Source organism: Bacillus sp. PPSBB_2 (assembly GCF_045291115.1).
Classification (GTDB): domain Bacteria; phylum Bacillota; class Bacilli; order Bacillales; family Bacillaceae_G; genus Bacillus_A; species Bacillus_A cereus.
Genome location: NZ_CP147983.1, coordinates 4461358 through 4488022, shown reverse-complemented (window position 1 = coordinate 4488022; position 26665 = coordinate 4461358). Strand labels below are relative to the sequence as shown.

Here is a 26665-nt window from a genome sequence, read left to right as displayed (position 1 = left end):
TGCAACACCCTCACATAGAAAACCACATGGAATTAGATATGGGATTTGCAAGGGAAAAAGAGAATCCCTTTGAGGTGGGTTATTATTCATCAGTTGCTATAGCTATATTAGATGAAGAAAAAGAGATGATTGGATTTCACAATATTCCAATTTGGAAATGTGAAAGAATTTTTTTAGGAATGCCAATTCAATCAAACATTTTGGGGAGTAGGAAAGTAGGGGAACTCGCTGATGAATCTTGTTATGAGATTGAGGAAGAGTTAAAAGAGCAACTAGAAGAATACTTGGAGTGATAATTCTCAAGATAAAATCTATAAAGAGGGAACGGAATAAAAAGACGCTGACAATTGTATGTTAGCGTCTTTTTTTCATTATGAAGCAATTTCACCAGTTTTTGTATCATCTTGATTGTACGTATCTTGATCTAATTCACCAAGCCATTTACTTGAAATAAGACCTGCTGTCATAGAACCACTTACGTTAAGAGCTGTACGCCCCATATCGATTAATGGCTCAACCGAGATAACTAGAGCAACAATACCGATTGGTAAGTTCATTGTAGATAGTACGATTAAAGCTGCGAATGTTGCACCGCCACCAACTCCAGCAACACCGAATGAGCTAATAGCAACGACAGCGATTAAAGTTAAAATAAATTGTGGTTGTAATGGATCAATTCCAACAGTTGGAGCGACCATCATTGCAAGCATTGCTGGATAAATACCTGCGCAACCGTTTTGTCCGATAGATACCCCAAATGAAGCTGCGAAGTTTGCAATTCCTTCGGAAATACCAAGCTTTTCTTTTTGCGCTTCAATATTTAATGGCATCGCACCAGCACTAGAGCGAGATGTGAATGCAAAAGTTAGTACAGGGAACACTTTTTTCAAATATTGAATTGGATTTAAACCAGACAATGCAATTAATAATAAGTGAATGATAAACATTACGATAAGTGCTACGTAAGAGGCTAACACGAAGTTACCAAGTTTTAAAATAGCATTTATATCGCTACCAGCAACTGTTTTTGCCATAAGAGCTAATACGCCGTATGGAGTAAGGCGTAAAATTAATGTTACCATACGCATTACGATTGCATATACAGCATCAAGCATTTTCTTAAATAGCTCTGCTTGTTCTGGATATTTTCGTTTTACACCTATAAAGGCAATGCCGATAAAGGCTGCAAATATTACGACAGAAATTGTTGATGTTGGACGAGCGCCTGTTAAATCAAGAAACGGATTTGTAGGTAATAGCTCTAATAATTTATCTGGAATTGTTGTCTTTTCAATAGAAGTAAATCTTTCTTCAACTAGTTTCAGACGAGCAGATTCTGCATCACCTTGTTGTAGGCCGGTTGCAGATACATCAAATCCTGCACTTGCAGCGATACCGACAGCTGCAGCGATTCCTGTAGTAAGAATTAAAATACCGATAATAAGGCCACTAATTTTACCAAGGTTTTTCGTTAACTGTAATTTTGTAAATGCTGAAATAATAGATACTAAAATAAGTGGCATAACGATCATTTGAAGTAATTTTACATAACCGTTACCGATTAAGCCAAACCAAGTATTTGATTCAATAATTACTTTAGAAGTTGGCTCATAAATAAATTGTAATATAAGACCGAATAAAATTCCGACTCCTAAAGCGGTAAATACACGTTTATTAAAAGATACATGCTTACGTTGCATATAATATAATACGCCAACTAAGATGAGCATGACTGCAACGTTAATTCCGACAAGCAGTGTATTCATGTTGATTCCCCCTAATTCCAATCTGTTATATAGAATATAAGGTAATAAAACCTATAAGTCAACTAGGAAATTCCGGAATTAAAAAAAAGATGGCAAAATGCCATCTTTTAATGTCCAGCCCCAGGCACAAGTAAGAATGTCGTGTAGTATGTAAATCCTATGAAGAAAACAGTTAAATATGCCCCAAATACGTATATATACATACGCTCTGTTAATTTTAAATAGCTTAAAAGTACGAAGAAACCTGTTTGTCCTAAAAATAGTAGTGCGGCCGGTTGCATATCCCCTACATAAAACATGACCGAGAAAATTCCAGTCCAAAAGCCGAGAACGCGAAACATGCGCTCCATGCCATCTCCCTCCTTTTCTAAAAAAAGTAAACCTCACCTCATTATAGTTTATTTTTCTTACTATTGTAAATATTCGTTCATATAAAAAGAAGCCAATTATTATTGGCTTCTTTTTATATGAAAAATTAAATTGTTAGTTTATAATTACAAGATTTACATCCATCTAATAGACTATCATTTCGAGTTAATTCCATGTTAGGGAATAGGATTTCAAAAATTCCTTTCATCATATCTCCGTGCATGTTACAAATTTCAGTTGGATGATGAACAGCAACTTCTTTAAATGGACAATTGTGTACATCATAGAAAATTTTTGTTCCATCTGCACTTAATTCAAATGCAGGTGATAAGCCAGCTGTTGAGAAAGCTTCTTTTGCAATTTGAACTTTTTGTTCCACTGTTAAAGCATCTTCACTCACATTTAAACGTTGCATATGTTGTTGCATTAATTCAGCTCCGAATTGTTTTCCCGTTTCGTATAGCGCTTTCTCACCAGCAGCGCCAAGGCTAAGTAAAGAATTAAATGCGATTCTTGCTAACAATTGATAATCACGGAATGGAAATTGTAATTGGATAACATCTTCAGATAAGACATACAATCTGCTCGGTCGTCCGCCTTTTCCAGTTTTCTTCGTTTCCGATTTTAGCATATGAACATCTTCTAATTTAGATAAATGTAAACGCGCTACGTTTGGATGAATGTCAAACTCATCTGCAATTTCTTGTACCGTTACGTAACTATGTTTTTGCGAAATATATTTATAAATGTAATAACGAGTTGGGTCAGATAATACACCTGTAATTTTTAAAGCTTGTTCCATGAGGATCTCCACCTTTATCACTTTATCCAAGATAATAACATTATAATACAGATAAACATGAGTATAGGTAATTTCAGACAATAATTCGGAAATTGTTCATAATTTCACAAACATATTTTTCCTTTTTCCTCTATTGAAAATACAAAAGTCCAAATTTTTATTGCGCATGTTTTCATGCTATATACATAGTGAGGAGGGAAAAGTGATGAATGGGATTGAAATTTTTGCGAATGCAATTTTAAAAGAAGCGTGTAGGGTACAAGCGTCAGATTTACATATTGTGCCCCGGCAGAAGGATGTAGCGGTGCAACTACGTATAGGAAAAGATTTAATGACGATACAGTGTATTGAAAAGGAGTTTGGAGAAAAACTTGTCTCACATTTCAAATTTTTAGCATCTATGGACATAGGCGAGAAACGGAAGCCACAGAATGGTTCGTTGTATTTGCAAATTGATGGACAAGAAGTGTATTTACGCCTTTCCACACTTCCAACAGTATATCAAGAAAGTCTTGTTATTCGTCTTCATTTACAAGCATCTGTTCAGCCCTTATCACATCTTTCGTTATTTCCAAGTACGGCAGCAAAACTACTCTCGTTTTTACGCTATTCACAGGGGCTACTTGTGTTTACTGGACCGACTGGATCTGGGAAGACGACGACAATGTATGCATTATTAGAGGTAATTAGAAAAAAGAAAACACGTCGCATCATTACACTTGAAGATCCGGTTGAAAAAAGAAGTGACGATGTATTACAAATTCAAATAAATGAAAAAGCGGGTCTCACATATGAAACAGGATTAAAGGCTATTTTACGTCATGATCCAGATATTATTTTAGTCGGTGAAATCCGTGATGAAGAAACAGCAAAAATAGCTATAAGAGCAAGTTTGACAGGACATTTAGTAATGACAACGCTGCATACGAATGATGCGAAAGGAGCAATCATTCGTTTCATAGATTATGGTATAACGAGGCAAGAGATTGAACAGTCTTTATTGGCTGTAGCTGCACAGCGACTTGTCGAATTGAAGTGTCCGTTTTGCAGAGGAAAGTGCTCAACTTTATGTAAATCAATGAGGCAAGTAAGGCAGGCTAGCATTTATGAGCTACTATATGGATATGAGTTAAAACAAGCGCTTAAAGAAGCTGATGGAGAATGTGTTACTTACAAACATGAGACTTTAGAATCATCAATACGAAAAGGATATGCTTTAGGTTTTTTAGAAGAAGATGTTTATGTTTAAGAAAACTTGGAGTTTAAGTGATCAAGTAGTATTGTTGAAACGTTTAGGAGAATTATTAGAAAAAGGCTACTCTCTTTTACAAGCACTAGAATTTTTACAGTTTCAATTACCTGTAGAAAAGAAAGTACAATTGCAGCGCATGATTGAGGAGTTAAAAGATGGGAAAAGTCTACACGATTCTTTTCATCAGTTAAAGTTTCATCAGGACATGTTAAGTTATTTATTTTATGCCGAGCAACATGGTGATATTTCTTTTGCTTTGCAACAAGGAAGTGCACTTCTTTATAAGAAAGATAAGTATAGGAGAGACATGATGAAAATAATGCAGTATCCTATGTTTTTGATGTTTTTTCTACTAATCATGCTCTTTATTTTTAAACTCATTTTATTACCTCAGGTTGAAATAGTTTATAGTTCGTTCGGTTCTAATACACCACTACTTACAGAAAAAATTTTAAGTGCAATAAAACTGCTACCTTACATTATTTTAGTCGCTATTTTAACTGTTATTATTGGAGGTATTTTATACATGTTGTATTTTAGGAAACTTCCACATATTAGACAGGTAAAAATTATGCTTCGTATTCCCCTCATCAAAACATTTCTTATTTTAAAGCATTCACATTATTTTGCTACTCAGTTGAGTGGTTTATTAAATGGTGGACTATCAGTATGTGAAGCTTTAACAATAATGATGGAGCAAAGATATCATCCGTTCTTTAAATATGAAGCGAGCCGGATTGAAAGACAATTAATTGGAGGAGAACAGTTACAATCTATCATTGCTAAAAGTGGGTATTACGAGAAAGAACTTTCTTATGTTATTACGCATGGACAAGCAAACGGCAATTTAGGGATTGAATTAGGTGACTATAGCGATCTTATTATGGAAAAGATGGAACGGAAAATTAAACATATGTTAGTTATCATTCAGCCTATTTTATTTACATGTATTGGAGGAATCGTTGTCCTTATGTATTTAGCGATGATTATGCCGATGTTTCAAATGATGAATTCTATTTAGGGGGCATTTGTATGCAGAATGAGGAAGGATTTACTCTGTTAGAGATGCTATTAGTGATGGTTGTCATAACTATATTATTACTATTAATTATTCCGAATGTAGTTACACAGCGCTCATCGGTCCAAGGAAAAGGGTGTGCAGCTTACGTGAAAGCTATAGAAGCGCAAATACAAGTATATCAATTACAACATAATAAAATTCCATCGTTAAAAGAACTGACAGATGAAAAGTATATTACAACTGATAAGTGCCCGAATGGCGAATCTATTCATATTTCAGATGATGGCGCAGTATCAATTAGGGCATTGTGAAACAACAGGGGTTTACTTTTTTAGAAATGTTATTCGTTTTATTTGCTATTTCTGTATTAAGTATAGTTACGTATTTTAGCGTGCATTCCTTATACGAGCGACAAAAAGTTGAACAATTTTTGAGGCAGTTTTCAAATGATATTTTGTATATGCAGCAATTAGCGATAAACCGTCAAAAGCACTATACATTACGTTGGCATAAAGATAGAAATATGTATGCTATAAAAGAGTCAGGTACAAAGTATTATATCGTCAAGCGAGAGTATGAAGAAGATATACAAATTGATTTGCATACGTTTCCAAATCCGATGACATATAATCCAAGTGGAAATATTAATAGAGGTGGTACGATTATAATTTCGTATAGAAATTATAAATATGAAATTGTATTTCAGCTTGGAAGAGGGAGATTTACGTATCGTGAAATGTCAAAAAGGATCCATAATGGCTGAAATGATTGTATCGTTAAGTGTTTTAATGATGGCTGTATCTTTACTACTACCGCAAACAGTATTAGTTATGCAAGAAAGAAAAAATATACAAATTCGTTATAAGGCATCTGGATTATTAAAAAAAGAAGCAGCTATATATATGTATGGAAATGAAGAAAAGCGAATAATAGAAAAGAATATAAATGGAATTGTGTATTACACATATTGGGGAGGCAATGAAGTTTGTACCATGTGGAGAGATGTGAAAGACAGAATGATGGAACAATGCTTTTATGTAGGAGAAAAAATAAATTAGAATTTGGTTTTTCATTAATAGAAATGATTGTATGTCTGTTTCTATTATCAATATTTTTTTTGCTCCTTCCCCGCCTACATTTCATTGAAATGGGAAATAAACAGTCAAAAGGATTAAATGATTGGGAGTGGGATGTGTATTTAGGGCAAATGCAATTGGAGTTTCGTGAAGTATCATCTGGAGAACAGCTAGCATTTGAAAATGGAGAAAGTATTTTACGATTCCGATCGCGTAATGGGAGTGAAGTATCGTATGAAAAAGAGAATAGTCGTCTTATAAGAAAGGTAAATAGGCGCGGGAGGGAAGTTGTTTTACAAAATATTGGAACAGTTTCTTACAAACTAACACCTCATGTACTCATTATAAATGTAAAAGATACTAGTGGGAAAATATATGAAGGTGTAGTTATGCGATATAGCGAAATAGGAATAAACGTATGAGAAAGCAAAATGGATTTACAATGCCTGGAACTATTATCTTTCTTATTTTATTAACTTCTTTTTTTATATACGAAACAAATATGTTGTTTACAGATAAAAATTTTTATATAGAAATAGAACAAAAGTTTTTATTGGATGAATTACTTAACCGATCTATTACAGATATAAAAAAAGATTTACAGCAAAAAGAAAAAGAAGGTACATTTTTCTTTCAGTATGAAAAGGGAGAAGCGAGTGGAAATTATGTCTTTGAAAATGATTTAATTCTCGTTACGTTGCAGTGCACACTCAAACAGGAAGCTTTCTATACGGTGGGTTTTCGGTATAGAAAAAAGGATGGAAAAATAGTGGATTGGATAGAAGGATAATATGTGAAATATATGGAGATAAACCGGGATTTTCTATTGTAAATTGAATTGATTTTTTAGAAGAAATGGATAAATATAATGATTAAAAGTTTAAATTTTCTCAAAAAAGAGAAAGGTAGAAAGAATATGATATATTCATGCTATCCAATCATTATTTTTAGGGAGAATAGGGAAATGACAAACAACAATCAAATAGGTGAAAATAAGGAACAAACTATTTTTGATCATAAAGGAAATACGATTATGACAGAAGATAGAGAAATACACATTATTTCAAAATTCGAAGAACCTCTTATTGTCGTATTAGCAAATGTACTAAGTGATGAAGAGTGTGGTGAATTGATTGAAATGTCTAAAAATAAAATGGAGCGTTCTAAAGTTGGTTCATCACGTGATGTAAATGATATTCGAACAAGTAGCGGTGCATTTTTGGAAGACAATGAACTTACTTCAAAGATTGAAAAACGAATTTCATCTATCATGAATGTTCCTGCGTCGCATGGTGAAGGATTACACATTTTAAATTATGAAGTGGATCAACAATATAAAGCCCACTATGATTATTTTGCGGAATATAGTAGATCAGCTGCTAATAATCGTATTAGTACGCTTGTAATGTACTTAAATGATGTAGAAGAAGGCGGGGAAACATACTTCCCGAAATTAAATCTTTCTGTACACCCTAGAAAGGGAATGGCAGTATACTTTGAGTATTTTTATCAAGATCAATCACTAAATGAGCTTACGTTACACGGAGGAGCACCTGTAACGAAAGGTGAGAAATGGATTGCAACGCAGTGGGTGAGAAGAGGTACTTATAAGTAAAAGCGAGTGTTACGTTTTGTTCTTCATAGTATAAGAACAAAACGTTTTTTTATTAAACAAAGTAGCATCTTTCGTTATAATAACAATTAATAAATGACGATTGAGAGGACAGAAAATGAAATCTATATATATAACCGGCTACATGGGAGCAGGGAAAACAACAATTGGAAAAGCGTTAAGTAAAGAACTTCAAATGGATGTTGTAGATACTGATCAAAAAATCGAAGAGAAGCAAGAGAAGGCAATTCGAAATATTTTTGCCGAAGAAGGCGAAATGGCTTTTCGGGAATATGAAAGTGAAATGTTACGTGCGCTACCAGTCCATAATGTCATTATTACAACTGGTGGGGGAATTATTGAACGAGCGGAAAATCGCAAGTGGATGAAAGAGAACGGAACTGTCGTGTATTTATATTGCGATCCGCATGTAATTGCAGAAAGGCTTCGTGAAGATACGACACGTCCACTATTTCAAAAGAAAGATATAGATGCATTTGTAACGAAATTTGAATCACGCCGAGCTTATTATGAAGAGGCTCATATACATATTGATACGACGAATAAGTCTGTAAAGCAAATTATGAATGAATTAAAGGAAAAGATTAATGTATAAAAAAGTGGACATACTAATCAAGTAGAGGTGATGATAATATGTCTACTAATGATTATGTTCGCTTTGTGACGCAACAGTTTGTGTCGTATATGGATGCTCCAAAAGAAGATCGAAAACAAAAGAAAGAACAACGCCGTGCTGAAAAAGAGCCATTTATGAATAAGTGGTTTGGTGTTATGCCGCTGAGTGCTGCTTTGTTTTACCGAAATGTAAAAAGTAAAAGAAAAAAATCAAGTTGAATTTTAGTCATATGTTTAGCAAACCAAAAATCCTCTAGTGTCGTATTACACTAGGGGATTTTTATTTACTGCACGGATTCTTGTTCTTCCGTAACGGCATGTATTTTATTGTTCACCCATACAAATCCTATTCCGATACAAATAGAAATGCCCCAGCCTACAGCGGTCATAATCGCTCTCATTTCACCATAGCCATCTACACCAAAAACAGAGATGAAATAAATTTTTAAGAAGCTTTTTAATATGAATTGTAGACCAAAAAAGAGCGTTAAATATTGCAATGCTGGATAGATACGACTATCACGATACAGTTCACGACTTTTATCACGGTCATGCCCTTGCAGCGCTGCAATATCCGCAGCGAAATATAACATGAGTGGTTTTTTTATGAAAATTGTACAGATGACGATAATACCGAGTACGATGTGATAATATGCATCATTCCACAACATTCGTTCAGCTGACCCAGATAATAAATCTACCGTTGTATTAGAAATGAGTGTAATTAAAATAAAGAACCCTGTCACGTTAAACTGTTTTTCTTTTTTAAAGGTATACAGTGTATAAATAATCCCCGGAACAGAGGAAAGTAACATCGCGTAATAAGGATCGATATAAGGTTTTGCAAATTTCCAAATGAGGAATGGGATTACGAGATAAAAGACAAAATCTAATATAGCTTTTTTATTTTGATTCATACAAAGCCTCCTTAAGTCATACATATATTTTATAATATAATTTCTGAAAATTGTATAAGGGTTTAATGGGAAAAGAAAAAATATATCAATTTTCGAGGGGTTAGTAGATTGAAAAAAATTGCCCCTAGCGTAGTAAGTTTTTTTAGTATATAATAAAGGAAACGCTTTCATTTTTAATTTGTTCACAAAATGGACGGAAAATCACATATTTACTATCGATATGTTGCTTTATAATGAAACTAATTAAATATACATGCATACAATATTGTGAAATAAATAACATAAATAATCTATATAAATGTAAACGTTATCAAAAGAGAGAGGTGGAGACAATGAGTAAATTTTTCTTCAATCATAATCCAGCAACAGTAGAGGATGGAAGGCTTGTTAAATATGCTGAAATTATTTATGGAGAAGGTGGCCGTTCTGTATTAGAAAATTTAATGGTGAAGGCATCTATCAGATTGCGTGATCGTTATCCGAATAAATCTGACGAGCAGATCTCGAACCTAGTAAATAAAGGCATCCATGATATGTTTCAAAAATATGTGAGCGAGTAAGAGTGGCCAATGGCTGCTCTTATTTTTTTGTATAAGGATTGTCACTCTAGCTGAAAATAAACATGTATTCTGAAAAACGTAAAAAGGAGTGGGAAAGATGAGCAATGGAATTGGACGTTCGAAAGAAAATCTTCCAACTGATGCAAATCATGTGAGCGCGAAGGATCGTGCGTATCAAAAACGCATGGCAAAGCAAAAACAACAAGAGCGTAATGAGGATAGAGAGTAACTCGAAATAAAGCTCCTTCTAAAGCAGAAGGAGCTTTATTTTGATAGAAAATGATTCGCGGTAACATAAAAGAGTCCACCGTTAATAATTTGCACTGTAATACGTGGTTCATACTGTTCTTGCAGAGCTTGTTTTTCAATTTCATAGCTCTCAGGAAGTTCGTCACTTTCTTCATAAAAACGGTTTAAAAGGTCTAAATCATGATTCCAACGCACTCTTGCTTCTTTTGCCCACGTATGGTCATCTTCTGCAATTATATTTTTTAAAGCGTCTTCTATGCGTTGTAAACCACTTTGAGGTTTAATGATGGGCGAGAGCGTAAAACAAAAATCAGGTATTTTTGGTGTAAGTTTAATGTTTGTTAATGTTTCATGAAAGTTTGCCATCATTGTTCCAGAAATGAGATGAATACCAATCGAGTGAAGGATGTCTTTTTTTCGATCACATTGATAGGAAACTTTTATATTAATACCGAGCCAAGGGTGGAGCGGTGTATGTGTTGCTCCATTATGCCTTACATCCTCATATAAACGTATGTATGAGCCTAATTCTTTTGTCGTTTGGAAAATTTGATGTAGACGTGGTGAACCGTAGTGAATAAGCTCACCATCATTTTCTTCATTTTCTGGATTTGTAATAAGAGTAAGGCGCATCGGATTCGGTACGCCTCCTGTTTTCTCAAGATAGTGCCAATAAAAAGGGCGATTCATTAATAATTTATCCATCTCAATTGTTAACTGTACATCTAATAAATGAGGAGAACGTTCTAAAATTTCACAGTTATTCGCCTCAAAGAAATTGTATAAGTAATTATGAATTTCATGTTGCTGCATAGCCCTGCACCTCAGCTTCATTTCGTTTCGCAAAGTCGATAATAGATGTTAAGTTTTCCATCTTAATTCTAATTTCACCTTCGCTTTTTGATTGCGCGAAAATTTCTTGAATGTGCGCGTCGATGTTTTTCATATTAATTCTCGTTAAAATTTCATCGAGTTCACCGATAACACGCTCGAATAAGTTGATTTTTTCATATAACAGTTTCAGAATATGTTCTTCAACAGTATGCTTTGTAGCTAAGTTATAAATATGAACATCATTCTTTTGACCGAGACGGTGAATACGCCCGATTCTTTGTTCAAGACGCATTGGATTCCATGGCAAATCATAATTGATCATATGGCTACAAAACTGTAAGTTAATCCCTTCACCACCAGCTTCAGTTGCAATTAATACTTGTGCGTGGTTTTGGAAAAGCTCCTTCATCCAATCTTTCTTCCCGCGTTTAAACCCGCCGCGGAATGGAACGGAAGAAATACCGTGTTGTTGTAAAAACCATTGTAAGTACATTTGTGACGCTCGATATTCTGTGAAGATAACGACTTTATCGTCAATTTCTTTTATAAGCTCAAGAGCTTTATTTGCTTTTGAGTTGAAAGGAATATGATTAATTTTGTCCATTAGCACATCGATATGTGGATCTTTTATATAATGTTCGTTTTCTTTCTGTCTTTTTTCTACATGCTTTTTCAATGAATAGTAAACAGCCTCACGACTACTACATGCTTCCCGTTTTAAAGTTAACGATGAGAAAGCAGATGTGAAGGCGTCTTGTCCTCGCCAATTTTCGATATCATTATATAGAGCTTGTTCTTGTTCATTAAACTCAACAAAAATTGTACGTACATGTCTCTTCGGCCAATCGATACCGGTATTATGTCGTCTATTTCGCACCATTACTTTATTAATGAGAGCTTTTAAGTCTTCATCTGATTCGGCTGAGCGATTTTTGGAAGCGTAATATTCTTCAAAGTTGGATTGATTGCCTAAATGTCCTGGTTTTAATAAAGAAACAAGGTTAAAAATTTCATCAATCTTATTTTGAACAGGAGTAGCGGTTAGTAATAAACAAAATTTCTTTTTTAATCGCTGTGCAAATTCATAGTTTTTTGTTTTATTATTTTTAAGTTTATGTGCTTCATCGATAATAATAAGGTCATATTCTAAGTTCAAAACGATATCACGATGCGGTGAACGTTTTGCAGTATCAATTGAGGAGACAATCACATCGGCTTGTTCCCATGAATAGCTTTTCTTTTGGGCTACAGCTGGAATGAAAAACTTTGTATTCAGTTCGTATGCCCATTGTGATACGAGAGAAGCTGGGACAAGTATAAGTACCTTTTTCACGAGCCCGCGGACCATGTATTCTTTCAAAATAAGTCCAGCTTCGATTGTTTTTCCAAGGCCTACTTCATCTGCTAGAATCGCTTTACCGTTCATTTGTTCAATCACATTTTGAGCGACTTCTAATTGATGCGGAAGCGGTGTGAAATGGGATAAATGTTTCGGTGCTTGTAGTCCATCAAAAGTAGGAACAAGTAACGATTTTTCTGTTTCATAAGCTAAGTGATATAAATCCCAGTTTGTCCAAGGACCATCTTCGTCAATTCTATTTAAAAAATTGTTTTGCCATGTCCGATCTACGGAAATATCGACATTCATTACAACTCTCCCACCTTTTATAAACTAAAGTAATTATTTTTTAATGTATGATGATTTGCCTTAAAAGAAGGCATAATTATCGTTATTAAAGGCTATATGATAGACAATAATAAAGTATTAAATCTCAAAAGCTGTATTTATTGTGTTTTAACATAAAAAATTCTAAATTATTTTTTATGCTAGAATATTGATGAAATATAGCGAATGATGTTAGGATAATGGTGTGAAATGTGTGGAATCTTTCGTATTTTATCCAAGAAAGTGATTTTTTATTTACGCTTTCATAAAAAAATATAATGAGATTCCGTATATCCTATCTTTTCAGAATGAAAATGTTTAGAAAAGGGAAGCAACTTTTATTGATTTGTCAAAGCATAAGGGGGAGAGAGCATGATTACATTACAACGTACACCGTTATTTGATGTATACGCGAAGTATGGTGGGAAAACAATCGACTTCGGTGGTTGGGAATTACCAGTTCAATTTTCAAGCATTAAAGAAGAACACGAAGCTGTACGTACAGCTGCAGGTTTGTTCGATGTGTCTCATATGGGAGAAGTTGAAGTAAAAGGTGTAGATAGTTTAGCATTTTTACAACGTGTTGTTACAAATGACGTATCTACCTTAAAGGTAGGGGGCGCACAATATACAGCTATGTGCTATGAAAATGGTGGTACAGTAGATGATTTATTAATCTACAAACGTGGTGAAGAAGACTATTTATTAGTAATCAATGCATCAAATATCGAGAAAGATTACGAATGGTTAGCAAGTCATGTAATTGGCGATACGACAGTAGTCAATGTTTCTAGTGAAGTTGCACAGCTTGCAATTCAAGGACCAAAAGCAGAAGGCATTTTACAAAAAGTTGTGTCAGAAGATTTGAAAGAAATTAAGTTCTTTAAATTTAAAAACGATATTCTTGTAGACGGAATTCCAGCACTTGTATCTCGTACAGGTTACACAGGTGAAGATGGATTCGAAATTTACTGTAAGAGTGAAGATGCTGCAAAACTTTGGGAGAAACTTCTTGAAGTTGGAGCAGAAGAGGGCTTAAAAGCATGTGGTTTAGGTGCTCGTGATACACTTCGATTCGAAGCAACATTACCACTTTATGGACAAGAATTATCAAAAGATATTACACCGATTGAGGCTGGAATTGGCTTTGCGGTAAAAACAAATAAAGAAGCAGACTTCTTTGGAAAAGCAACGTTAAAAGAGCAAAAAGAAAACGGTGCGCCTCGTAAATTAGTCGGCATCGAAGTAATCGAACGTGGAATTCCTCGTACGCATTACCCTGTATTTATTGGTGAAGAAAAAATTGGGGAAGTAACGAGTGGTACACAATCTCCAACGTTAAAGAAAAGCATTGGTTTAGCACTAATTGATGTAAAATACGCAGCAGTTGATACAGAAGTAGAAATTGAAATTCGTAATAAACGCGTCAAAGCAGTAGTTGTTCCAACACCATTTTACAAACGTTCAAAGTAACGGGGAGAGGGGTAGATTTCATGTTGCATCGTTATCTTCCAATGACAGAAGAAGACAAAAAAGAAATGTTACAAACGATCGGCGTTCAAACGATCGATGAATTATTCTCTGATATTCCAGAGAGTGTTCGTTTTAAAGGGGATTTAAAAATTAAAGAAGCAAAATCAGAGCCAGAGCTTTTAAAAGAGCTATCTCAAATGGCTAGTAAAAATGCTAACTTAAAAGAATACGCTTCTTTCTTAGGAGCAGGCGTATACGATCATTATGCTCCAGTAATTGTAGATCATGTTATTTCTCGCTCAGAATTTTATACAGCTTATACACCATACCAACCGGAAATTTCACAAGGGGAATTACAAGCAATCTTTGAATTCCAAACAATGATTTGTGAATTAACAGGAATGGATGTAGCAAACTCTTCTATGTATGACGGGGGTACAGCTTTAGCTGAAGCGGCAATGTTAGCAGCTGGCCATACTCGCAAAAAGAAAATTCTTGTATCTAGCGCGGTTCATCCAGAATCAAGAGCAGTACTTGAAACGTATGCAAAAGGTCAAAATCTTGAAGTTGTTGAAATTAATCATAAAGATGGTGTAACAGATTTAGACGTATTACAAAGTGAAGTAGATGATACAGTTGCTTGTGTAATCGTTCAATATCCAAACTTCTTCGGACAAGTTGAAAAATTAGCTGATATTGAAAAAATCGTTCATCAACAAAAATCATTATTTATCGTTTCTTCAAATCCATTATCATTAGGCGCATTAACACCACCAGGGAAATTTGGTGCTGATATTGTAATCGGTGATGCACAACCATTCGGTATTCCAACGCAGTTTGGTGGACCGCACTGTGGTTACTTTGCAACAACGAAAGCATTTATGCGTAAAATTCCAGGACGTCTTGTTGGACAAACTGTAGATTCAGATGGTAAACGTGGATTTGTATTAACGTTACAAGCACGTGAACAGCATATTCGTCGTGATAAAGCGACATCTAACATTTGTTCAAACCAAGCGTTAAATGCATTAGCAGCTTCTGTTGCAATGACGGCACTTGGCAAACAAGGTGTGAAAGAAATGGCACGTCAAAACATTTCTAAAGCACAGTATGCAAAACGTCAATTTGAAGCGAAAGGCTTCACAGTAACATTTGCTGGACCATTCTTCAATGAGTTTGTTGTAGATTGCAAACGTCCAGTGAAAGAAGTAAACGATGCATTATTACAAAAGAATATTATCGGTGGTTATGATCTAGGCCGTGATTATAAAGAGCATGAAAACCATATGCTTGTAGCAGTAACTGAGCTTCGTACAAAAGAGGAAATTGACACACTTGTAAACGAAATGGGGGCTATCCAATGAAGAACCAAGACCAAGCACTTATCTTTGAAGTGAGTAAAGAAGGACGCATAGGATATAGCTTACCCAAATTAGATGTAGAAGAAGTGAAACTAGAAGATGTGTTTGAGAGCGATTATATTCGAGTAGAAGATGCAGAGCTACCAGAAGTATCTGAACTTGATATTATGCGCCACTATACAGCACTTTCAAACCGTAACCACGGTGTTGATTCTGGATTCTATCCACTTGGATCTTGTACGATGAAATATAATCCGAAAATTAATGAGAGTGTAGCTCGTTTCGCAGGATTTGCAAATATTCATCCACTGCAAGATGAAAAGACAGTACAAGGTGCAATGGAATTAATGTACGACTTACAAGAGCATTTAATTGAAATTACAGGTATGGATACTGTTACTTTACAACCAGCAGCTGGTGCACATGGAGAATGGACAGGTTTAATGTTAATTCGTGCATACCATGAAGCGAATGGTGACTTTAACCGTACGAAAGTAATTGTGCCTGACTCTGCTCACGGAACGAACCCAGCATCTGCAACTGTAGCTGGTTTTGAAACAATTACAGTAAAATCAAATGAAAATGGCCTTGTTGACTTAGAAGACTTAAAACGTGTTGTAAACGAAGAAACAGCAGCACTTATGTTAACAAATCCTAATACATTAGGGCTATTCGAAGAAAATATTTTAGAAATGGCAGAAATCGTCCATAATGCAGGCGGTAAATTATACTATGATGGTGCAAACTTAAATGCGGTATTAAGCCAAGCACGCCCAGGAGATATGGGATTTGACGTTGTGCATTTAAACCTTCATAAAACATTTACAGGTCCTCACGGCGGTGGTGGCCCAGGTTCTGGTCCAGTAGGTGTGAAAGCTGATTTAATTCCGTACTTACCAAAACCGATTTTAGAGAAAACGGAAAATGGTTATCACTTCAACTACGACCGTCCAGAAGCAATTGGTCGTGTGAAACCATTCTATGGTAACTTCGGAATTAACGTTCGTGCATACACGTATATTCGCTCTATGGGTCCAGATGGCTTGCGTGCAGTAACGGAGTATGCTGTATTAAATGCGAACTATATGATGAGAAGATTAGCGCCATTCTACGATCTTCCATTCGATAGACATTGTAAGCATGAATTTGTATTATCAGGTCGTCGTCAAAAGAAACTTGGTGTACGTACATTAGATATCGCAAAACGCCTGCTTGATTTCGGTTACCATCCACCAACAATTTACTTCCCATTAAATGTGGAAGAATGTATTATGATTGAGCCGACAGAAACAGAATCAAAAGAAACATTAGATGGTTTCATTGATAAGATGATTCAAATCGCTAAAGAAGTAGAAGAAAATCCAGAAGTTGTACAAGAAGCACCGCATACGACAGTCATTAAACGTTTAGACGAAACGATGGCTGCACGTAAACCAGTTTTACGTTATGCGAAGCCAGCTCCTGTACAAGTTTGATTAAAATAACAAAGGAAGAACTCGCTGAGGCGGGTTCTTTTTTTGTATGGATAATTTGTCCCGCATTAACGGACAGTAAACTCCCAACTCAAAACTTAGCTGGTGCAAAGAAGCCAGGTGGGAGATAAACTGTCCGTAAATGCCCGATTGGTTCAACTAATAATCAGTGGGGATGAACAAAAATCCCCACTGCATAAAGTTTCACTTTATGCAGAAATAGTGAAGAAAATGTTAAAAAAATATGTTTTTTGTTTCCTAATGGTGTAAAGGTGTAGTTTTATAGGTAGTTTTGTTGAAAAAGTCGGTTTGATAAAAGTATTTATTTTTGTTAGAATTTTATTGAAATTAAGAAGATGTGATGAGGCAAAGATTACTCATTTTTATGTATATGTGAAAAAACGAACAAGACGGGGGTGAAAGTGTGGGATATCGATGTTATAGAATGGTATACCATTTAGAAAATGGAGAAACAATTAAAGATGTAAAAGAATTTTGCTATCGAGACCAAGGGAAAGTATTAGAAAGAGTAGCAAATCGTGTAATGGATAATAGAGAAGTGACGGCGATTGATAAACAAGGAACAATCATTTCAATAGCATGTGAGGACATTGTAAAGGTAGAACTTGATTACATAACAGAAAGTTAACCTTGAGTCATATCGAATTATTCGATAAAATAAACTGTTGAATGGTGAAGTGAGAAGAGAGGAGTTTATCATGGGTAGTACAAGACACTTTTATATGTTTATCTTAGCGTTTGTTCTTGTTGTGGCATTAACGATTTACTTAATTGTTGACAGCAGCTGGTACAATACAGTTCATCCGGCATTCCTTCTGTTTATGTATATAGGAATTGCAGTAGTAAGTTTCGGAATGAGAGACGAGATGTTAGATCGCTTTGAAAAGTGATACATATACGAAAGACCAACAGGAAAATGTTGGTCTTTTTTTCTTGCCAAAAATAGGATGTTGTGTATATACTGTATATATAAGGTATACACAGTATATACACACACTGGAGGAAAACATGAATATTATTATTTCGAATTCTTCCCAAGACCCTATTTATGTGCAAATAAGAAAACAATTAAGCCAGCTTATTTTAAATGGCGGTTTAAAGGGTGGAGATCAATTACCGTCTATTCGTAGCTTAGCGAAGGAATTACAAATTAGTGTCATTACAACGAAGCGTGCATACGAGGAGCTTGAAAAAGAAGGATATATAGAAACTGTTGCTGGGAAGGGGACTTATGTTTCACGTAAAAATAATGAACTATTAAAAGAACAGCGGCTTCGCCTATTGGAAAGTAAAGCGGAAGAGATTGTGAATGAAAGTAAAGCGTTGCAGCTTTCACTTGAAGATTTACAGCAGATGATTGCGTTTTTATATAAGGGGGAATGAGAGAGATGTTAGAGTTAAAAAATGTTTGTAAAAGTTATGAAGGTTTCGCAGTGAAAAATATAAGTTTTACGTTACCACGCGGATATATTATGGGGTTTGTCGGACCGAATGGGGCCGGGAAAAGTACGACAATCAAAATGATTATGAATTTAATTAAAAAAGATAACGGAGATATAAAAATTTTTGGCAAGGACAATAAGAAAGCTGAAAAGGAAATAAAACAAAATATCGGCTTTGTATATGATGAAAATCATTATTACGAAGATTTAACGTGTGAACAAATGAAGCGTATTATTGCACCGTTATATAAAAAGTGGGACGAAGAGCAGTATCAATCGTATATGCATAGATTGCAAGTTCCGAAGTATAAAAAAATTAAAGAATTATCAAAAGGAATGAAAATGAAATTTGCGATTGCCATCGCACTTTCGCACCACGCAGAGTTTATTATTATGGACGAACCGACAGCAGGGTTAGATCCAGTTGTTCGAAGTGAATTACTTGATATGCTGCAAGAAATTGTAATGGAAGATGAAGTATCCGTATTATTCTCAACGCACATTACAACAGATTTAGAGCGCATTGCAGATTATGTTACGTTCATCAATGATGGAGAAATTATATTTACTGGTGAAAAAGAAGACTTAATGGAGAACTACGTAATCGTAAAAGGAAGTAATGATTTATTAGACTGAGAAGGAAAAGAACTATTTGTTGGATTACGAAAAAATAAGTTTGGTTTTGAAGGTTTAGCGAATGATAAACAAGCAATCATAGATTGGTTTGGAAATGAGGTTGTACTAGAAAAGCCTACATTAGATGATATTATCGTTTACACCGCGAAAGGAAGAGGTGCTTATGCGTCAGCTTGTATATAAAGATTTGTTCTTTTTTCGGGTAATGTGGTTAGTGAATTTTGTTATGCCTCTTTTGTTTTTTATGTTAGAGCCAAGTGGTGAATTTTTATTTCCGATGAGTTGTCTATTTATAACCCTCTCCTCCGTTATGACGTTAACCTTTATGGATGAAAGAAATAAAAGTGACATTATTATAAATAGTTTACCAGTAAGTCGGAAGGATATCATTATTGCTAGATATATTTCCTGTGCAATATTTATTGTCGGTGCCATGGTTTCAACTATGATAATTGTATTCCTTTTAAGAGGTATTGCTGTTATTGATGATATTGGTGTATACCATCCTAATTTTTATATTGAAATTTCATGGTATGTAGTGGTAAGTGGAGTGATTTATTCTGTAGTATTTGTGGCGACATTTTTTCCTAGTTATTATGGTACAAAATCAAAAGGCATGAGAAGTATAGTATCAGCGGCAGCAATGGGGATTGGTGTACTTCTTTGGATATTTATTAGTGATGGGCTGAATGAAACAACATCTTCATTCAGTGAGTGGATTATGAATCCAGTACATATTGGTGTATTTACGGTTGGAGGAATGATATTAGCTAGTGCCTATATCGCTTCTATGTTTCTTACAATTAAAATTTATGAAACGCGTGATTTATAGAGAGGAGAATTCATATGCAACAGTTGATTTTGAAGGAGTTTTTTTTACAGAAGAAGATGTTTCCTTTCTATTTTTTAATCCCTATTTTATCTATTTTTAAGAATTCCGTCGAACCAATGGGGATTGCAATAGGAATATTTATAACATGTAGTACGATTATATATATTTCTTTTTATTATGACGAGAAAAGTAAAGCGGAAAAAGTATTAGTGAGTTTACCTATAACGAGAAAAGAGATAATTATAGCTAAATATATTTCAAGCACATTATTTATTATGGCTGGTTTAAGTGTAACTTTTATAGTCGTAATATTAGGAAATATTTTATTGGACAGGGATATAGTCATGCCTGGATATGCAGTGTTTTCAGCGATAGTAGCAACTTTGATTTATTGTGCAGTAACGATACCGACTAATTACATTGGGGGATATAAAGTTATTACTGTCTTGAATTTGATTATGCTTTTTCCTTTAATGGGTATGATTGGTCTTATGTGCAATATTTTTGGTGATAAAACAATTATGTTAAAAGTACTTCACTCTCAAGAGGCTACACTAGCAATGGGTGTTCTTAGTATTGGAGTGTTAGTAAGTATAGTCATATCAATGTTTCTCTCAATGAAAATGTTTCAGGAGGCAGAGTTATAGAAGGAGCATTTTCATATTAGGAGGGGTAATACATGATCAAGCAACTAATTTTAAAAGATTTCATTATTCAATGGAAATTTTTAATTTGGTACATACTGTATCCTGTTTTCTTTTATATGGCCTTAACAGATACGGAAAATCTGTTCATAATTATGTCAGTAATTATTACAGTTGGGGCAACAGTAAAAACATTTGAAGCAGATAGTAAAAATGAGAGTGAAGTTATAGTAAATAGTTTACCAATATTGAAAAAACATATTGTATTTGCAAAATATATAGTAGCAATTATTATTCTTTTTATAAGTGTAATGGTCGGTTGTTTTACGATGGGAATGAAGAATGGGGTTAACCTATTTGAATTTATTGAAACGACAATGGTTGCTAGTATTAGCTTTATTTTAGTGTATTTAAGCTTTGTTTTACCGATATCGTTTTGGTTGGCCTATAAAAAAACTATTTTTATTGCGATTTTTATACTAATAGCACCTATGGCCGTTTCTTCTATTTTCTTTGGAATCAACCTAGAACAAATTCAACTATATAACAGCGTGTTATTCATTAGTTCAATATGCATGTTTATAATATCTATCTTCGTTTCAGTGAAATTGTATGAGAAGAGAGAATTTTAAAAGGTGCCCTATAAAAGGCACCTTCTTCAATAACGACAATAGGAAAGTAAAAGTTTATAAACAGAGAGGTTACTCGGTACAACATCTTTTGGAGTATGTAATATAAAGCTGAAAACGATAACGAGAATAAGAAATAGGAAAAATAAAAATAGAATTTGCTTATGTATAGAATTTTGCATATTATCCACTCCTTTTTTAGGTAGTATGTCCAAAAGAAAGGAGTATATGAAAAATGTTAGGAGGGGAGAATGATGAACAAAAGAAAATGGTTATATAGAATAGGAATATTTTTATTTTCAATCGGCCTCATATTAGCAAATGTTTACTCGGATATACCACTGTTATTTCCAAGTTTACATAAAGGGGTTGGTATAAGTATTGCCATAATTGGTCTGTTTTGTCTTATCACATGTAACTTCTACAGAAAGTCTGAATGAATATAAAAAAGGACAGTTATTCTTTTTCAGAAATACTGTCCTTTTTAAATAACTTATTCCATAGTTTGGCGATACTCCATATAATGACGATTGCAATGGAGGCGATAATGGACCAAACAATCGATATAATTTCAAGTGTCATGTTAGGAAGGAATGTGAGAATGGATAATACTTTATGAAACAATGATTCTATTATATGAAAACTTATTTGTAATAGAATGAGGATACCAAGTGTGATCCATGCTAATATTTTCTTTCCTTTTTCTTTCCACATGACATTCACCTCACGTTAGCTTAATAGTTTTAAGCCAACAGCGCCGCATAGAATACAGCTTAAGAAAGCAAGACGACGCCAATCCGCTGATTCTCGGAAAATGAGAATGCCTAGAAGTGCACTTCCAGCAGTTCCGATTCCAGTCCAAATTGCGTAAGCAGTTCCCATCGGTAATGTGTTCATCGCAAGAGATAAGAAGAAGAAGCTTACGCCGAAGTTAGCGATTAAAATAACTTTTGGTGCCCAGCCTTTCTTTTCAGTGGCTACTTTCATAAAGAGTACACCAATAATTTCACAAATACCAGCTAGAATTAAAAATACCCAAGCCATTTTATGCGGCCTCCTTCGCTTCTTTTTCTTCTGTTACTCGTTTTAAACCAATTACTCCGAAGAAGATTAAACCGATTAATAAAACTTTTACGATAGAGAAAGGTTCTCCGAAGATGAAAATCTCTGTAAGAACAATTCCACCAGCTCCAATTCCTGTAAAGACTGCGTATACAGTGCCGACAGGTAAATCTTTATAAGCTCTAAATAATAAGACGAAACTAATTGTAATTAATAGAGCAACACCAGCCCATTCAAGTGGTGCCTCTGCTTTTTTTAGTCCAATCACCCAAAAGATTTCAATAATACCAGCGATGATTACATAAATCCATGCCATATGTCATTTCTCCTTCCTACCAGTCGTTAGGTAAAGGGCTTAAAAACGACGCATTGCAAAGGAGCAATCCGTCAGTTTGAAAGTCCGCGCCAAAATACTTTCCAAGAAGCGTCTAAACGTGTCTCAAAACGATTTAAACCTGCGTATAGTAGTTCAACCATAAGACCGTCGAGTAAGCATAGAAAAGCCTCTAAGGCGTCTTTTACTTCAATGTTATGCAGCTCATCTTGTTCGCTTGCTCTTTTAAATACAGGGAATAAAAGTTTTCCGACGTTTTCAATGTGTACATTTGCTTTATTAATAATTTGTTCGCGAAATGCATCAGGCGGAAAATAAGAAGTTCGTAACCAAAACATTGATTCTTCACTTTCACCAAATCGTTTTGCATACCCTTTTAATAATTTTAAAAGCAATTCTTCAGTGGACGAATTGGAAAAGCTTTCGATATCGCCTGTGAAGCTCTGCAAATCTTTTTGAAGAGCAGATTCTAAGCATATGAAATATAGCTCTTCTTTTCCTTTAAAGTGTGCGTAAATCGATGGTTTTTTAATCCCAACTTCTTGAGCAATATTTGCCAATGAAGTTCCTTCATAGCCGTAGCGTGCGAAATGAGAAAGTGCTACAGCTTTAATGCGGTTTGCTGTCATTTTCATCCCCTACCTACCGTTCGTTAGGTTCATTATATGAGATGGGAAATATAAAGTCAATAGGTGAAGAGCTGAGAAAGAGCGTTATAAGTAACGCTCTTTTTAGACAGTCTCTCGCTCAATTAAATGGAATGAAAGTTCTTTTGCACTGCCGACAATTTGCTCGCTTTGGATCTGCTTATGGAATAAAGAAAAAGCATGTGAGCCCATTGCGAGACCGGGATGTTCAATTGTGGAAATTTCTAATGCCTTTGAAATTTCATGATTATCAAATCCAAGGATAGCAAGGTCTTCAGGTACTCGAATACCATGTTTTCGAGCCTCTGTTAATAAACCAGCTGCAACTTGATCGTTCGCTGTGAAAATAGCAGTTGGACGATTTTTCATATTTAAAATACGATGGAGTATTTGTGCTCCGTCCTGCATTGTATAGCATTGGTGGAAAATCCATTCAGGATGCAACGTTTTGCCTTCGTTACGAAGTGTATCGGCGAACGCTTTTTCGCGCTCCATGGAATTTACACTTGTTTTTCTTGCTAAACAAATTCCGATTTTTTCATGGCCTCTACTTAGTAAATAGGCAGTACCAAGACGGAAACCTTCATAATGATCTACGTAGATGGATGAAATGAGGGGATGCTTCATTTTTTCACATGAAATAATAGGGGCAAATTTTGCGAAAGGTTCGATTTGTTCCCAAGAGCTCGTTCGGGAGCAAATAATCATCCCATCAAATTGTTTCATTTTCATCATTTCAAGAACACGAATTTCTTCAAGGCTATCGTAATTTGTTTGGCATAAATTAATGTGATATCCAGCTAATAATGCTTCGTTACCGATTCCTTCAATAATGGTACTGAAGTAGGGGAGGTTAATGAAAGGAAGCATAACGCCAATTGTATATGTTTTCCCTCTTATTAAATGGACAGCATTTATATTTTTTGCGTAGTTTAATTCTTCAACAGCATCTAGAACACGCTTACGCTTTTCTTCTTTTACGTAAGGGTGATTATTCAGGACACGAGAAACAGTTGATATCGATACACCAGCAGTTTTAGCAATTTGTTTTATATTGGCCATATGTATCACCTCTTTCACTTATTATAAAGGGAAAATAATAAGAAAGAAAAAATCTTGACCTGAAAAGCTTTTCACAAACTATGGTATTAATAAGACTTCTTTTTATTCGCGTAACCTTTTCACTTGGGCGTAAGAATGATAGGGGTCTTTTTTGTTTGCAAAAAGTGTTGTCAAAATGTGTGAGAATAACGTAGAAAGTTTTCAAAGGTGGAGTTTGATGACAAAGCGAATATGAAGAGCATATCAACGCTTCGTTCGTTAAGAGAGCGGTATGAAAGGGCGGAAACAAATTGAAAAAAAGAATCATTTGTTTCGTGTTTTCTAGTTTTGTATTTAGTTCGTGTTCGTTTCAGCAAACGATGCAAGAAGAAAAACACTTTGTGGGAACAACAGGAGGAGCTATGGATCGTGTTACGGATCCTATTCCGCTAAAGGAACTTCCAAAATATTTTCCGGTGAAGTTTAAAGTTCCAACGTTTTTACCGTACGACATTACAAGTGATGTGAAGGGTGAAGTAAGAACGCTTGGGAAAAAGAACGCTGTCTTAACGATTAAATATAAACAGAAGGAGCCAGGTAGAAATGAGTATATTGAGTTAAATGTCGCGAACTTTCCTTATAGTTTTCCAGATCTTATGGAAGAGAAGCGATTTCAAGAACAAATGAAACTGAATAATGGAACGTCTGCTTATTTTAAAAATAAAGATGATTATGAACGTGGTGACGAATTTGCTACGCTTATATGGAAAGAGAAAGGAATTGAATATCAGCTGCTGTATCGGAATGTAGAAGAGAACGATGAAAAGGTAATCAAGCAGAATTTATTATACATTGCGAATAAGATGAAATGAAAAAACTAGCTGATTTATTCAGCTAGTTTTTTGTATGTTATTATTTCTTTTTAATTTTGCCTGTCCAAGATTTAAATCCACCTTGTAATTGGTAGAAATCTTTGTAGCCTTGTTTTTTTAAGTATTGCGCTGCACGACCTGTACGGAATCCGCTTTGGCAATATAAGTAAACAGGTTGATCTTGACGAAGTTCTTTATGGCGAAGGCGAATTTGTGATAACGGAATGTTACGTGCACCTAAAATATGCCCTGCGTTATATTCGTCTGCTTCACGAATATCGATAAGCTGTGCTTTACGGTAGCCAGCGCGAAATTCTTCTTCTGTAAGAGTTTTAATTAATTTTTTCTGATAGAAGTACATCCATACAGTGTAGCCGATAAATGCTACGATTACGGCTAATAAAATAATCCAAGTTGTTGACACGATTCTATCGCTCCCTTTTTTCTTATCCTACTTTCAATATTATAATGCCCTTATGTATTTATGCAACAGATTCATTTGCATATAAGAAGAAATTTCGTATTCTTTCACAAATTTTGTCGAATTTGGTAGACTAGAGAATGTGAAAAATAATTGGTTATATGAGGTGCAGGATGGGAAAAGAAAAATGGTGTTATATTAACTCTGGTCAATGTTCACCGGCATTTAATATGGCGTTAGATGAATGTTTATTAAATTGGCAAAGTGAAAAGAAAATGCCACCAACAATTCGTTTTTATGAATGGGAAGTACCAACATTAACAGTTGGGTATTTTCAACGTGTTGAAAAAGATATTAATATGGATGTAGTTAACGAAAAGAAATATGGATTCGTTCGTCGTCAAACAGGCGGCAGGGGTGTACTACATGACAAAGAGTTAACGTATAGTGTTATTGTGTCTGAAGATCATCCGAATATGCCGAAAACAGTTACAGAAGCGTATCGTGTTATCTCGCAAGGTTTATTAGATGGTTTTAAGGCATTAGGGTTAGAAGCCTATTATGCAGTTCCAAAAACAGAAGCAGATCGTGAAAATTTAAAAAATCCACGTTCAGGCGTATGTTTTGATGCACCATCTTGGTATGAAATTGTAGTGGAAGGACGAAAAATTGCTGGTAGTGCTCAAACACGTCAAAAAGGTGTTATTTTACAGCATGGATCGATTCCATTAGAAATTGATTTAGATGAACTATATGATCTATTTTTATTCCCAAATGAACGTGTGAAGGAACGTATGAAGAGTATGTTCTCTTCTAAAGCAGTAGCAATTAATGAATTAACAGACCGTACATTTACGATAGAACAGTTAATTAAAGCGTTTGAAGTTGGCTTTGAAAAAGGATTGGATGTAGAACTTGTTCCATATGAATTAACAGAAGAACAGTTACATGAAGTTCAAACGTTAGCGAAAGAAAAGTATGAAAGTAATGAGTGGAATTATAAAAAATAAGAGATGGC

Annotated in this window: 37 protein-coding genes and 2 pseudogenes; 26 read left to right on the top strand and 13 right to left on the bottom strand. The window is 34.8% G+C overall.

The features are described 5' to 3' along the window. Positions 1 to 5 precede the first annotated feature (5 nt). Positions 6 to 293 (top strand): annotated as a pseudogene (locus V6946_RS22620) (hypothetical protein); the annotation flags it as partial. Between the two features lie 78 nt (positions 294 to 371). Here V6946_RS22620 and V6946_RS22615 read toward each other — a convergent pair. The 3 genes from V6946_RS22615 to V6946_RS22605 form a co-directional block, all read right to left on the bottom strand. Beyond that, entirely contained in the window at positions 372 to 1766 is a 1395-nt protein-coding gene (locus V6946_RS22615) for an L-cystine transporter (RefSeq protein WP_001094344.1), read from the bottom strand. A gap of 107 nt (positions 1767 to 1873) precedes the next feature. Further along, positions 1874 to 2116: a DUF2626 domain-containing protein gene (locus V6946_RS22610; RefSeq protein ID WP_000440716.1), complete on the bottom strand. Its 243-nt coding sequence runs from the start codon at positions 2114 to 2116 to the stop codon at positions 1874 to 1876. A gap of 125 nt (positions 2117 to 2241) precedes the next feature. Continuing rightward, on the bottom strand, positions 2242 to 2937 hold the full coding sequence (locus V6946_RS22605) for a metalloregulator ArsR/SmtB family transcription factor (RefSeq protein ID WP_000434125.1): 696 nt from the start codon (positions 2935 to 2937) through the stop codon (positions 2242 to 2244). A gap of 205 nt (positions 2938 to 3142) precedes the next feature. Here V6946_RS22605 and comGA point away from each other — a divergent pair, with 205 nt between their 5' ends. From comGA to V6946_RS22555, 10 genes are all read left to right on the top strand, one after another. Continuing rightward, on the top strand, positions 3143 to 4186 hold the full coding sequence (gene comGA / locus V6946_RS22600) for a competence type IV pilus ATPase ComGA (protein WP_001013167.1): 1044 nt from the start codon (positions 3143 to 3145) through the stop codon (positions 4184 to 4186). Further along, positions 4173 to 5210 (top strand): competence type IV pilus assembly protein ComGB, encoded by a 1038-nt coding sequence (gene comGB, locus V6946_RS22595; RefSeq protein WP_016123380.1) that lies wholly within the window; start codon positions 4173 to 4175, stop codon positions 5208 to 5210. The genes comGA and comGB overlap by 14 nt, the downstream gene beginning before the upstream one ends. 11 nt (positions 5211 to 5221) lie before the next feature. Further along, positions 5222 to 5521 carry a competence type IV pilus major pilin ComGC gene (comGC, locus tag V6946_RS22590; protein WP_001178684.1) on the top strand — a complete coding sequence of 100 codons (300 nt, stop codon included), beginning with the start codon at positions 5222 to 5224 and terminating at the stop codon, positions 5519 to 5521. Continuing rightward, positions 5518 to 5973 carry a competence type IV pilus minor pilin ComGD gene (gene comGD / locus V6946_RS22585; protein WP_406622124.1) on the top strand — a complete coding sequence of 152 codons (456 nt, stop codon included), beginning with the start codon at positions 5518 to 5520 and terminating at the stop codon, positions 5971 to 5973. The genes comGC and comGD overlap by 4 nt, the downstream gene beginning before the upstream one ends. Further along, positions 5966 to 6268, top strand: coding sequence for a hypothetical protein (locus V6946_RS22580; RefSeq protein WP_000829464.1), 303 nt, complete (start codon positions 5966 to 5968; stop codon positions 6266 to 6268). The genes comGD and V6946_RS22580 overlap by 8 nt, the downstream gene beginning before the upstream one ends. Further along, entirely contained in the window at positions 6238 to 6708 is a 471-nt protein-coding gene (gene comGF / locus V6946_RS22575; RefSeq protein ID WP_033692316.1) for a competence type IV pilus minor pilin ComGF, read from the top strand. Before V6946_RS22580 ends, comGF begins: the two co-directional genes overlap by 31 nt. Beyond that, positions 6705 to 7076: a competence type IV pilus minor pilin ComGG gene (comGG, locus tag V6946_RS22570; RefSeq protein WP_001231317.1), complete on the top strand. Its 372-nt coding sequence runs from the start codon at positions 6705 to 6707 to the stop codon at positions 7074 to 7076. The genes comGF and comGG overlap by 4 nt, the downstream gene beginning before the upstream one ends. 174 nt (positions 7077 to 7250) lie before the next feature. Then, a complete protein-coding gene (locus V6946_RS22565) occupies positions 7251 to 7901 on the top strand; it encodes a 2OG-Fe(II) oxygenase (RefSeq protein ID WP_366981592.1) in 651 nt (216 codons plus the stop codon). A gap of 115 nt (positions 7902 to 8016) precedes the next feature. After that, on the top strand, positions 8017 to 8514 hold the full coding sequence (aroK, locus tag V6946_RS22560; RefSeq protein ID WP_000836653.1) for a shikimate kinase AroK: 498 nt from the start codon (positions 8017 to 8019) through the stop codon (positions 8512 to 8514). 38 nt (positions 8515 to 8552) lie between these two features. Then, the gene (locus V6946_RS22555) at positions 8553 to 8753 is read left to right on the top strand and encodes a YqzE family protein (RefSeq protein ID WP_000106083.1); all 201 of its coding nucleotides are present in this window, start codon (positions 8553 to 8555) and stop codon (positions 8751 to 8753) included. Between the two features lie 65 nt (positions 8754 to 8818). On the opposite strand, the gene V6946_RS22550 is transcribed toward V6946_RS22555, so the two are convergent. Together V6946_RS22550 and V6946_RS22545 are read right to left on the bottom strand one after the other, a co-directional pair. Next, on the bottom strand, positions 8819 to 9451 hold the full coding sequence (locus V6946_RS22550) for a VC0807 family protein (protein WP_044795909.1): 633 nt from the start codon (positions 9449 to 9451) through the stop codon (positions 8819 to 8821). Positions 9452 to 9593: 142 nt separating this feature from the next. Beyond that, a complete protein-coding gene (locus tag V6946_RS22545) occupies positions 9594 to 9710 on the bottom strand; it encodes a hypothetical protein (protein ID WP_001987222.1) in 117 nt (38 codons plus the stop codon). A gap of 73 nt (positions 9711 to 9783) precedes the next feature. Between V6946_RS22545 and V6946_RS22540 the strand changes: the two genes are divergently transcribed. Next, positions 9784 to 10011 (top strand): hypothetical protein, encoded by a 228-nt coding sequence (locus tag V6946_RS22540; RefSeq protein WP_000032702.1) that lies wholly within the window; start codon positions 9784 to 9786, stop codon positions 10009 to 10011. 97 nt (positions 10012 to 10108) lie between these two features. After that, positions 10109 to 10240 carry a hypothetical protein gene (locus V6946_RS22535; protein ID WP_000064668.1) on the top strand — a complete coding sequence of 44 codons (132 nt, stop codon included), beginning with the start codon at positions 10109 to 10111 and terminating at the stop codon, positions 10238 to 10240. A 35-nt stretch (positions 10241 to 10275) separates the two neighbouring features. On the opposite strand, the gene V6946_RS22530 is transcribed toward V6946_RS22535, so the two are convergent. Together V6946_RS22530 and V6946_RS22525 are read right to left on the bottom strand one after the other, a co-directional pair. Further along, a complete protein-coding gene (locus V6946_RS22530) occupies positions 10276 to 11073 on the bottom strand; it encodes a YqhG family protein (protein ID WP_001183964.1) in 798 nt (265 codons plus the stop codon). Next, complete coding sequence (locus V6946_RS22525) at positions 11060 to 12742, bottom strand: DEAD/DEAH box helicase (RefSeq protein ID WP_001100037.1); 1683 nt, start codon at positions 12740 to 12742, stop codon at positions 11060 to 11062. The genes V6946_RS22530 and V6946_RS22525 overlap by 14 nt, the downstream gene beginning before the upstream one ends. A 390-nt stretch (positions 12743 to 13132) precedes the next feature. Between V6946_RS22525 and gcvT the strand changes: the two genes are divergently transcribed. The 11 genes and pseudogenes from gcvT to V6946_RS22470 all read left to right on the top strand — a co-directional run bounded on the left by gcvT (position 13133) and on the right by V6946_RS22470 (position 21710). Then, a complete protein-coding gene (gcvT, locus tag V6946_RS22520; RefSeq protein WP_000631777.1) occupies positions 13133 to 14233 on the top strand; it encodes a glycine cleavage system aminomethyltransferase GcvT in 1101 nt (366 codons plus the stop codon). Positions 14234 to 14253: 20 nt separating this feature from the next. After that, on the top strand, positions 14254 to 15597 hold the full coding sequence (gcvPA, locus tag V6946_RS22515; RefSeq protein WP_000903240.1) for an aminomethyl-transferring glycine dehydrogenase subunit 1: 1344 nt from the start codon (positions 14254 to 14256) through the stop codon (positions 15595 to 15597). Then, the gene (gene gcvPB, locus V6946_RS22510; protein ID WP_000795702.1) at positions 15594 to 17069 is read left to right on the top strand and encodes an aminomethyl-transferring glycine dehydrogenase subunit 2; all 1476 of its coding nucleotides are present in this window, start codon (positions 15594 to 15596) and stop codon (positions 17067 to 17069) included. Before gcvPA ends, gcvPB begins: the two co-directional genes overlap by 4 nt. A gap of 442 nt (positions 17070 to 17511) precedes the next feature. Further along, positions 17512 to 17715 (top strand): DUF3929 family protein, encoded by a 204-nt coding sequence (locus tag V6946_RS22505; RefSeq protein WP_000262496.1) that lies wholly within the window; start codon positions 17512 to 17514, stop codon positions 17713 to 17715. A 70-nt stretch (positions 17716 to 17785) separates the two neighbouring features. Then, a complete protein-coding gene (locus tag V6946_RS22500; protein ID WP_000535933.1) occupies positions 17786 to 17977 on the top strand; it encodes a hypothetical protein in 192 nt (63 codons plus the stop codon). A 118-nt stretch (positions 17978 to 18095) separates the two neighbouring features. Beyond that, on the top strand, positions 18096 to 18470 hold the full coding sequence (locus V6946_RS22495; protein WP_006921550.1) for a GntR family transcriptional regulator: 375 nt from the start codon (positions 18096 to 18098) through the stop codon (positions 18468 to 18470). Positions 18471 to 18475: 5 nt separating this feature from the next. Then, positions 18476 to 19348 (top strand): annotated as a pseudogene (locus tag V6946_RS22490) (ABC transporter ATP-binding protein). Then, complete coding sequence (locus tag V6946_RS22485) at positions 19329 to 19997, top strand: ABC-2 transporter permease (RefSeq protein ID WP_006921549.1); 669 nt, start codon at positions 19329 to 19331, stop codon at positions 19995 to 19997. The pseudogene V6946_RS22490 and the gene V6946_RS22485 overlap by 20 nt, the downstream one beginning before the upstream one ends. Before the next feature lie 14 nt (positions 19998 to 20011). Further along, positions 20012 to 20644, top strand: a complete 633-nt coding sequence (locus tag V6946_RS22480) for an ABC-2 transporter permease (RefSeq protein ID WP_006921548.1) — start codon at positions 20012 to 20014, stop codon at positions 20642 to 20644. Positions 20645 to 20676: 32 nt separating this feature from the next. Beyond that, entirely contained in the window at positions 20677 to 21273 is a 597-nt protein-coding gene (locus V6946_RS22475; RefSeq protein WP_006921547.1) for an ABC-2 transporter permease, read from the top strand. A 248-nt stretch (positions 21274 to 21521) separates the two neighbouring features. Next, positions 21522 to 21710 carry a hypothetical protein gene (locus V6946_RS22470; RefSeq protein ID WP_016123326.1) on the top strand — a complete coding sequence of 63 codons (189 nt, stop codon included), beginning with the start codon at positions 21522 to 21524 and terminating at the stop codon, positions 21708 to 21710. 16 nt (positions 21711 to 21726) lie between these two features. On the opposite strand, the gene V6946_RS22465 is transcribed toward V6946_RS22470, so the two are convergent. The 5 genes from V6946_RS22465 to V6946_RS22445 all read right to left on the bottom strand — a co-directional run bounded on the left by V6946_RS22465 (position 21727) and on the right by V6946_RS22445 (position 24375). Further along, entirely contained in the window at positions 21727 to 21984 is a 258-nt protein-coding gene (locus V6946_RS22465) for a DUF3975 family protein (protein ID WP_000265368.1), read from the bottom strand. A 15-nt stretch (positions 21985 to 21999) separates the two neighbouring features. Next, entirely contained in the window at positions 22000 to 22314 is a 315-nt protein-coding gene (locus V6946_RS22460) for a multidrug efflux SMR transporter (protein WP_000312623.1), read from the bottom strand. 1 nt (position 22315) lies between these two features. Continuing rightward, positions 22316 to 22648 carry a multidrug efflux SMR transporter gene (locus V6946_RS22455; protein ID WP_000312339.1) on the bottom strand — a complete coding sequence of 111 codons (333 nt, stop codon included), beginning with the start codon at positions 22646 to 22648 and terminating at the stop codon, positions 22316 to 22318. A gap of 71 nt (positions 22649 to 22719) precedes the next feature. Then, on the bottom strand, positions 22720 to 23301 hold the full coding sequence (locus V6946_RS22450; RefSeq protein ID WP_002005730.1) for a TetR/AcrR family transcriptional regulator: 582 nt from the start codon (positions 23299 to 23301) through the stop codon (positions 22720 to 22722). Between the two features lie 96 nt (positions 23302 to 23397). Further along, on the bottom strand, positions 23398 to 24375 hold the full coding sequence (locus V6946_RS22445) for a LacI family DNA-binding transcriptional regulator (RefSeq protein WP_006921543.1): 978 nt from the start codon (positions 24373 to 24375) through the stop codon (positions 23398 to 23400). A gap of 314 nt (positions 24376 to 24689) precedes the next feature. Between V6946_RS22445 and V6946_RS22440 the strand changes: the two genes are divergently transcribed. Then, positions 24690 to 25226 (top strand): hypothetical protein, encoded by a 537-nt coding sequence (locus tag V6946_RS22440; protein ID WP_033692318.1) that lies wholly within the window; start codon positions 24690 to 24692, stop codon positions 25224 to 25226. Positions 25227 to 25266: 40 nt separating this feature from the next. Here the strand turns inward: V6946_RS22440 and V6946_RS22435 are convergent, their stop codons facing one another. After that, positions 25267 to 25650, bottom strand: coding sequence for a rhodanese-like domain-containing protein (locus V6946_RS22435; protein WP_000108653.1), 384 nt, complete (start codon positions 25648 to 25650; stop codon positions 25267 to 25269). Between the two features lie 170 nt (positions 25651 to 25820). On the opposite strand from V6946_RS22435, the gene V6946_RS22430 reads away from it, so the two are divergent. After that, positions 25821 to 26657 (top strand): biotin/lipoate A/B protein ligase family protein, encoded by an 837-nt coding sequence (locus V6946_RS22430; protein ID WP_000514081.1) that lies wholly within the window; start codon positions 25821 to 25823, stop codon positions 26655 to 26657. The last annotated feature ends 8 nt before the right edge of the window (positions 26658 to 26665 follow it).

Excerpts from the sequence above, each read along its gene's own strand:
- comGC (WP_001178684.1), top strand. The coding sequence starts at position 5,222 with ATGCAGAATGAGGAAGGATTTACTCTGTTAGAGATGCTATTAGTGATG.
- comGF (WP_033692316.1), top strand. The coding sequence starts at position 6,238 with ATGCTTTTATGTAGGAGAAAAAATAAATTAGAATTTGGTTTTTCATTA.
- V6946_RS22555 (WP_000106083.1), top strand. The coding sequence starts at position 8,553 with ATGTCTACTAATGATTATGTTCGCTTTGTGACGCAACAGTTTGTGTCG.
- comGB (WP_016123380.1), top strand. The coding sequence starts at position 4,173 with ATGTTTATGTTTAAGAAAACTTGGAGTTTAAGTGATCAAGTAGTATTG.
- V6946_RS22550 (WP_044795909.1), bottom strand. The coding sequence starts at position 9,451 with ATGAATCAAAATAAAAAAGCTATATTAGATTTTGTCTTTTATCTCGTA.
- V6946_RS22565 (WP_366981592.1), top strand. The coding sequence starts at position 7,251 with ATGACAAACAACAATCAAATAGGTGAAAATAAGGAACAAACTATTTTT.
- V6946_RS22580 (WP_000829464.1), top strand. The coding sequence starts at position 5,966 with ATGGCTGAAATGATTGTATCGTTAAGTGTTTTAATGATGGCTGTATCT.
- V6946_RS22485 (WP_006921549.1), top strand. The coding sequence starts at position 19,329 with ATGCGTCAGCTTGTATATAAAGATTTGTTCTTTTTTCGGGTAATGTGG.
- V6946_RS22480 (WP_006921548.1), top strand. The coding sequence starts at position 20,012 with ATGCAACAGTTGATTTTGAAGGAGTTTTTTTTACAGAAGAAGATGTTT.
- V6946_RS22615 (WP_001094344.1), bottom strand. The coding sequence starts at position 1,766 with ATGAATACACTGCTTGTCGGAATTAACGTTGCAGTCATGCTCATCTTA.
- V6946_RS22460 (WP_000312623.1), bottom strand. The coding sequence starts at position 22,314 with ATGGCTTGGGTATTTTTAATTCTAGCTGGTATTTGTGAAATTATTGGT.
- aroK (WP_000836653.1), top strand. The coding sequence starts at position 8,017 with ATGAAATCTATATATATAACCGGCTACATGGGAGCAGGGAAAACAACA.
- V6946_RS22535 (WP_000064668.1), top strand. The coding sequence starts at position 10,109 with ATGAGCAATGGAATTGGACGTTCGAAAGAAAATCTTCCAACTGATGCA.
- V6946_RS22470 (WP_016123326.1), top strand. The coding sequence starts at position 21,522 with ATGATGAACAAAAGAAAATGGTTATATAGAATAGGAATATTTTTATTT.
- V6946_RS22495 (WP_006921550.1), top strand. The coding sequence starts at position 18,096 with ATGAATATTATTATTTCGAATTCTTCCCAAGACCCTATTTATGTGCAA.
- V6946_RS22610 (WP_000440716.1), bottom strand. The coding sequence starts at position 2,116 with ATGGAGCGCATGTTTCGCGTTCTCGGCTTTTGGACTGGAATTTTCTCG.
- comGG (WP_001231317.1), top strand. The coding sequence starts at position 6,705 with ATGAGAAAGCAAAATGGATTTACAATGCCTGGAACTATTATCTTTCTT.
- V6946_RS22475 (WP_006921547.1), top strand. The coding sequence starts at position 20,677 with ATGATCAAGCAACTAATTTTAAAAGATTTCATTATTCAATGGAAATTT.
- V6946_RS22530 (WP_001183964.1), bottom strand. The coding sequence starts at position 11,073 with ATGCAGCAACATGAAATTCATAATTACTTATACAATTTCTTTGAGGCG.
- gcvPB (WP_000795702.1), top strand. The coding sequence starts at position 15,594 with ATGAAGAACCAAGACCAAGCACTTATCTTTGAAGTGAGTAAAGAAGGA.
- comGA (WP_001013167.1), top strand. The coding sequence starts at position 3,143 with ATGAATGGGATTGAAATTTTTGCGAATGCAATTTTAAAAGAAGCGTGT.
- V6946_RS22465 (WP_000265368.1), bottom strand. The coding sequence starts at position 21,984 with ATGTGGAAAGAAAAAGGAAAGAAAATATTAGCATGGATCACACTTGGT.
- gcvPA (WP_000903240.1), top strand. The coding sequence starts at position 14,254 with ATGTTGCATCGTTATCTTCCAATGACAGAAGAAGACAAAAAAGAAATG.
- gcvT (WP_000631777.1), top strand. The coding sequence starts at position 13,133 with ATGATTACATTACAACGTACACCGTTATTTGATGTATACGCGAAGTAT.
- V6946_RS22505 (WP_000262496.1), top strand. The coding sequence starts at position 17,512 with ATGGTATACCATTTAGAAAATGGAGAAACAATTAAAGATGTAAAAGAA.
- V6946_RS22525 (WP_001100037.1), bottom strand. The coding sequence starts at position 12,742 with ATGAATGTCGATATTTCCGTAGATCGGACATGGCAAAACAATTTTTTA.
- V6946_RS22540 (WP_000032702.1), top strand. The coding sequence starts at position 9,784 with ATGAGTAAATTTTTCTTCAATCATAATCCAGCAACAGTAGAGGATGGA.
- V6946_RS22455 (WP_000312339.1), bottom strand. The coding sequence starts at position 22,648 with ATGGCATGGATTTATGTAATCATCGCTGGTATTATTGAAATCTTTTGG.
- V6946_RS22430 (WP_000514081.1), top strand. The coding sequence starts at position 25,821 with ATGGGAAAAGAAAAATGGTGTTATATTAACTCTGGTCAATGTTCACCG.
- V6946_RS22605 (WP_000434125.1), bottom strand. The coding sequence starts at position 2,937 with ATGGAACAAGCTTTAAAAATTACAGGTGTATTATCTGACCCAACTCGT.
- V6946_RS22445 (WP_006921543.1), bottom strand. The coding sequence starts at position 24,375 with ATGGCCAATATAAAACAAATTGCTAAAACTGCTGGTGTATCGATATCA.
- V6946_RS22450 (WP_002005730.1), bottom strand. The coding sequence starts at position 23,301 with ATGAAAATGACAGCAAACCGCATTAAAGCTGTAGCACTTTCTCATTTC.
- V6946_RS22500 (WP_000535933.1), top strand. The coding sequence starts at position 17,786 with ATGGGTAGTACAAGACACTTTTATATGTTTATCTTAGCGTTTGTTCTT.
- V6946_RS22545 (WP_001987222.1), bottom strand. The coding sequence starts at position 9,710 with ATGCATGTATATTTAATTAGTTTCATTATAAAGCAACATATCGATAGT.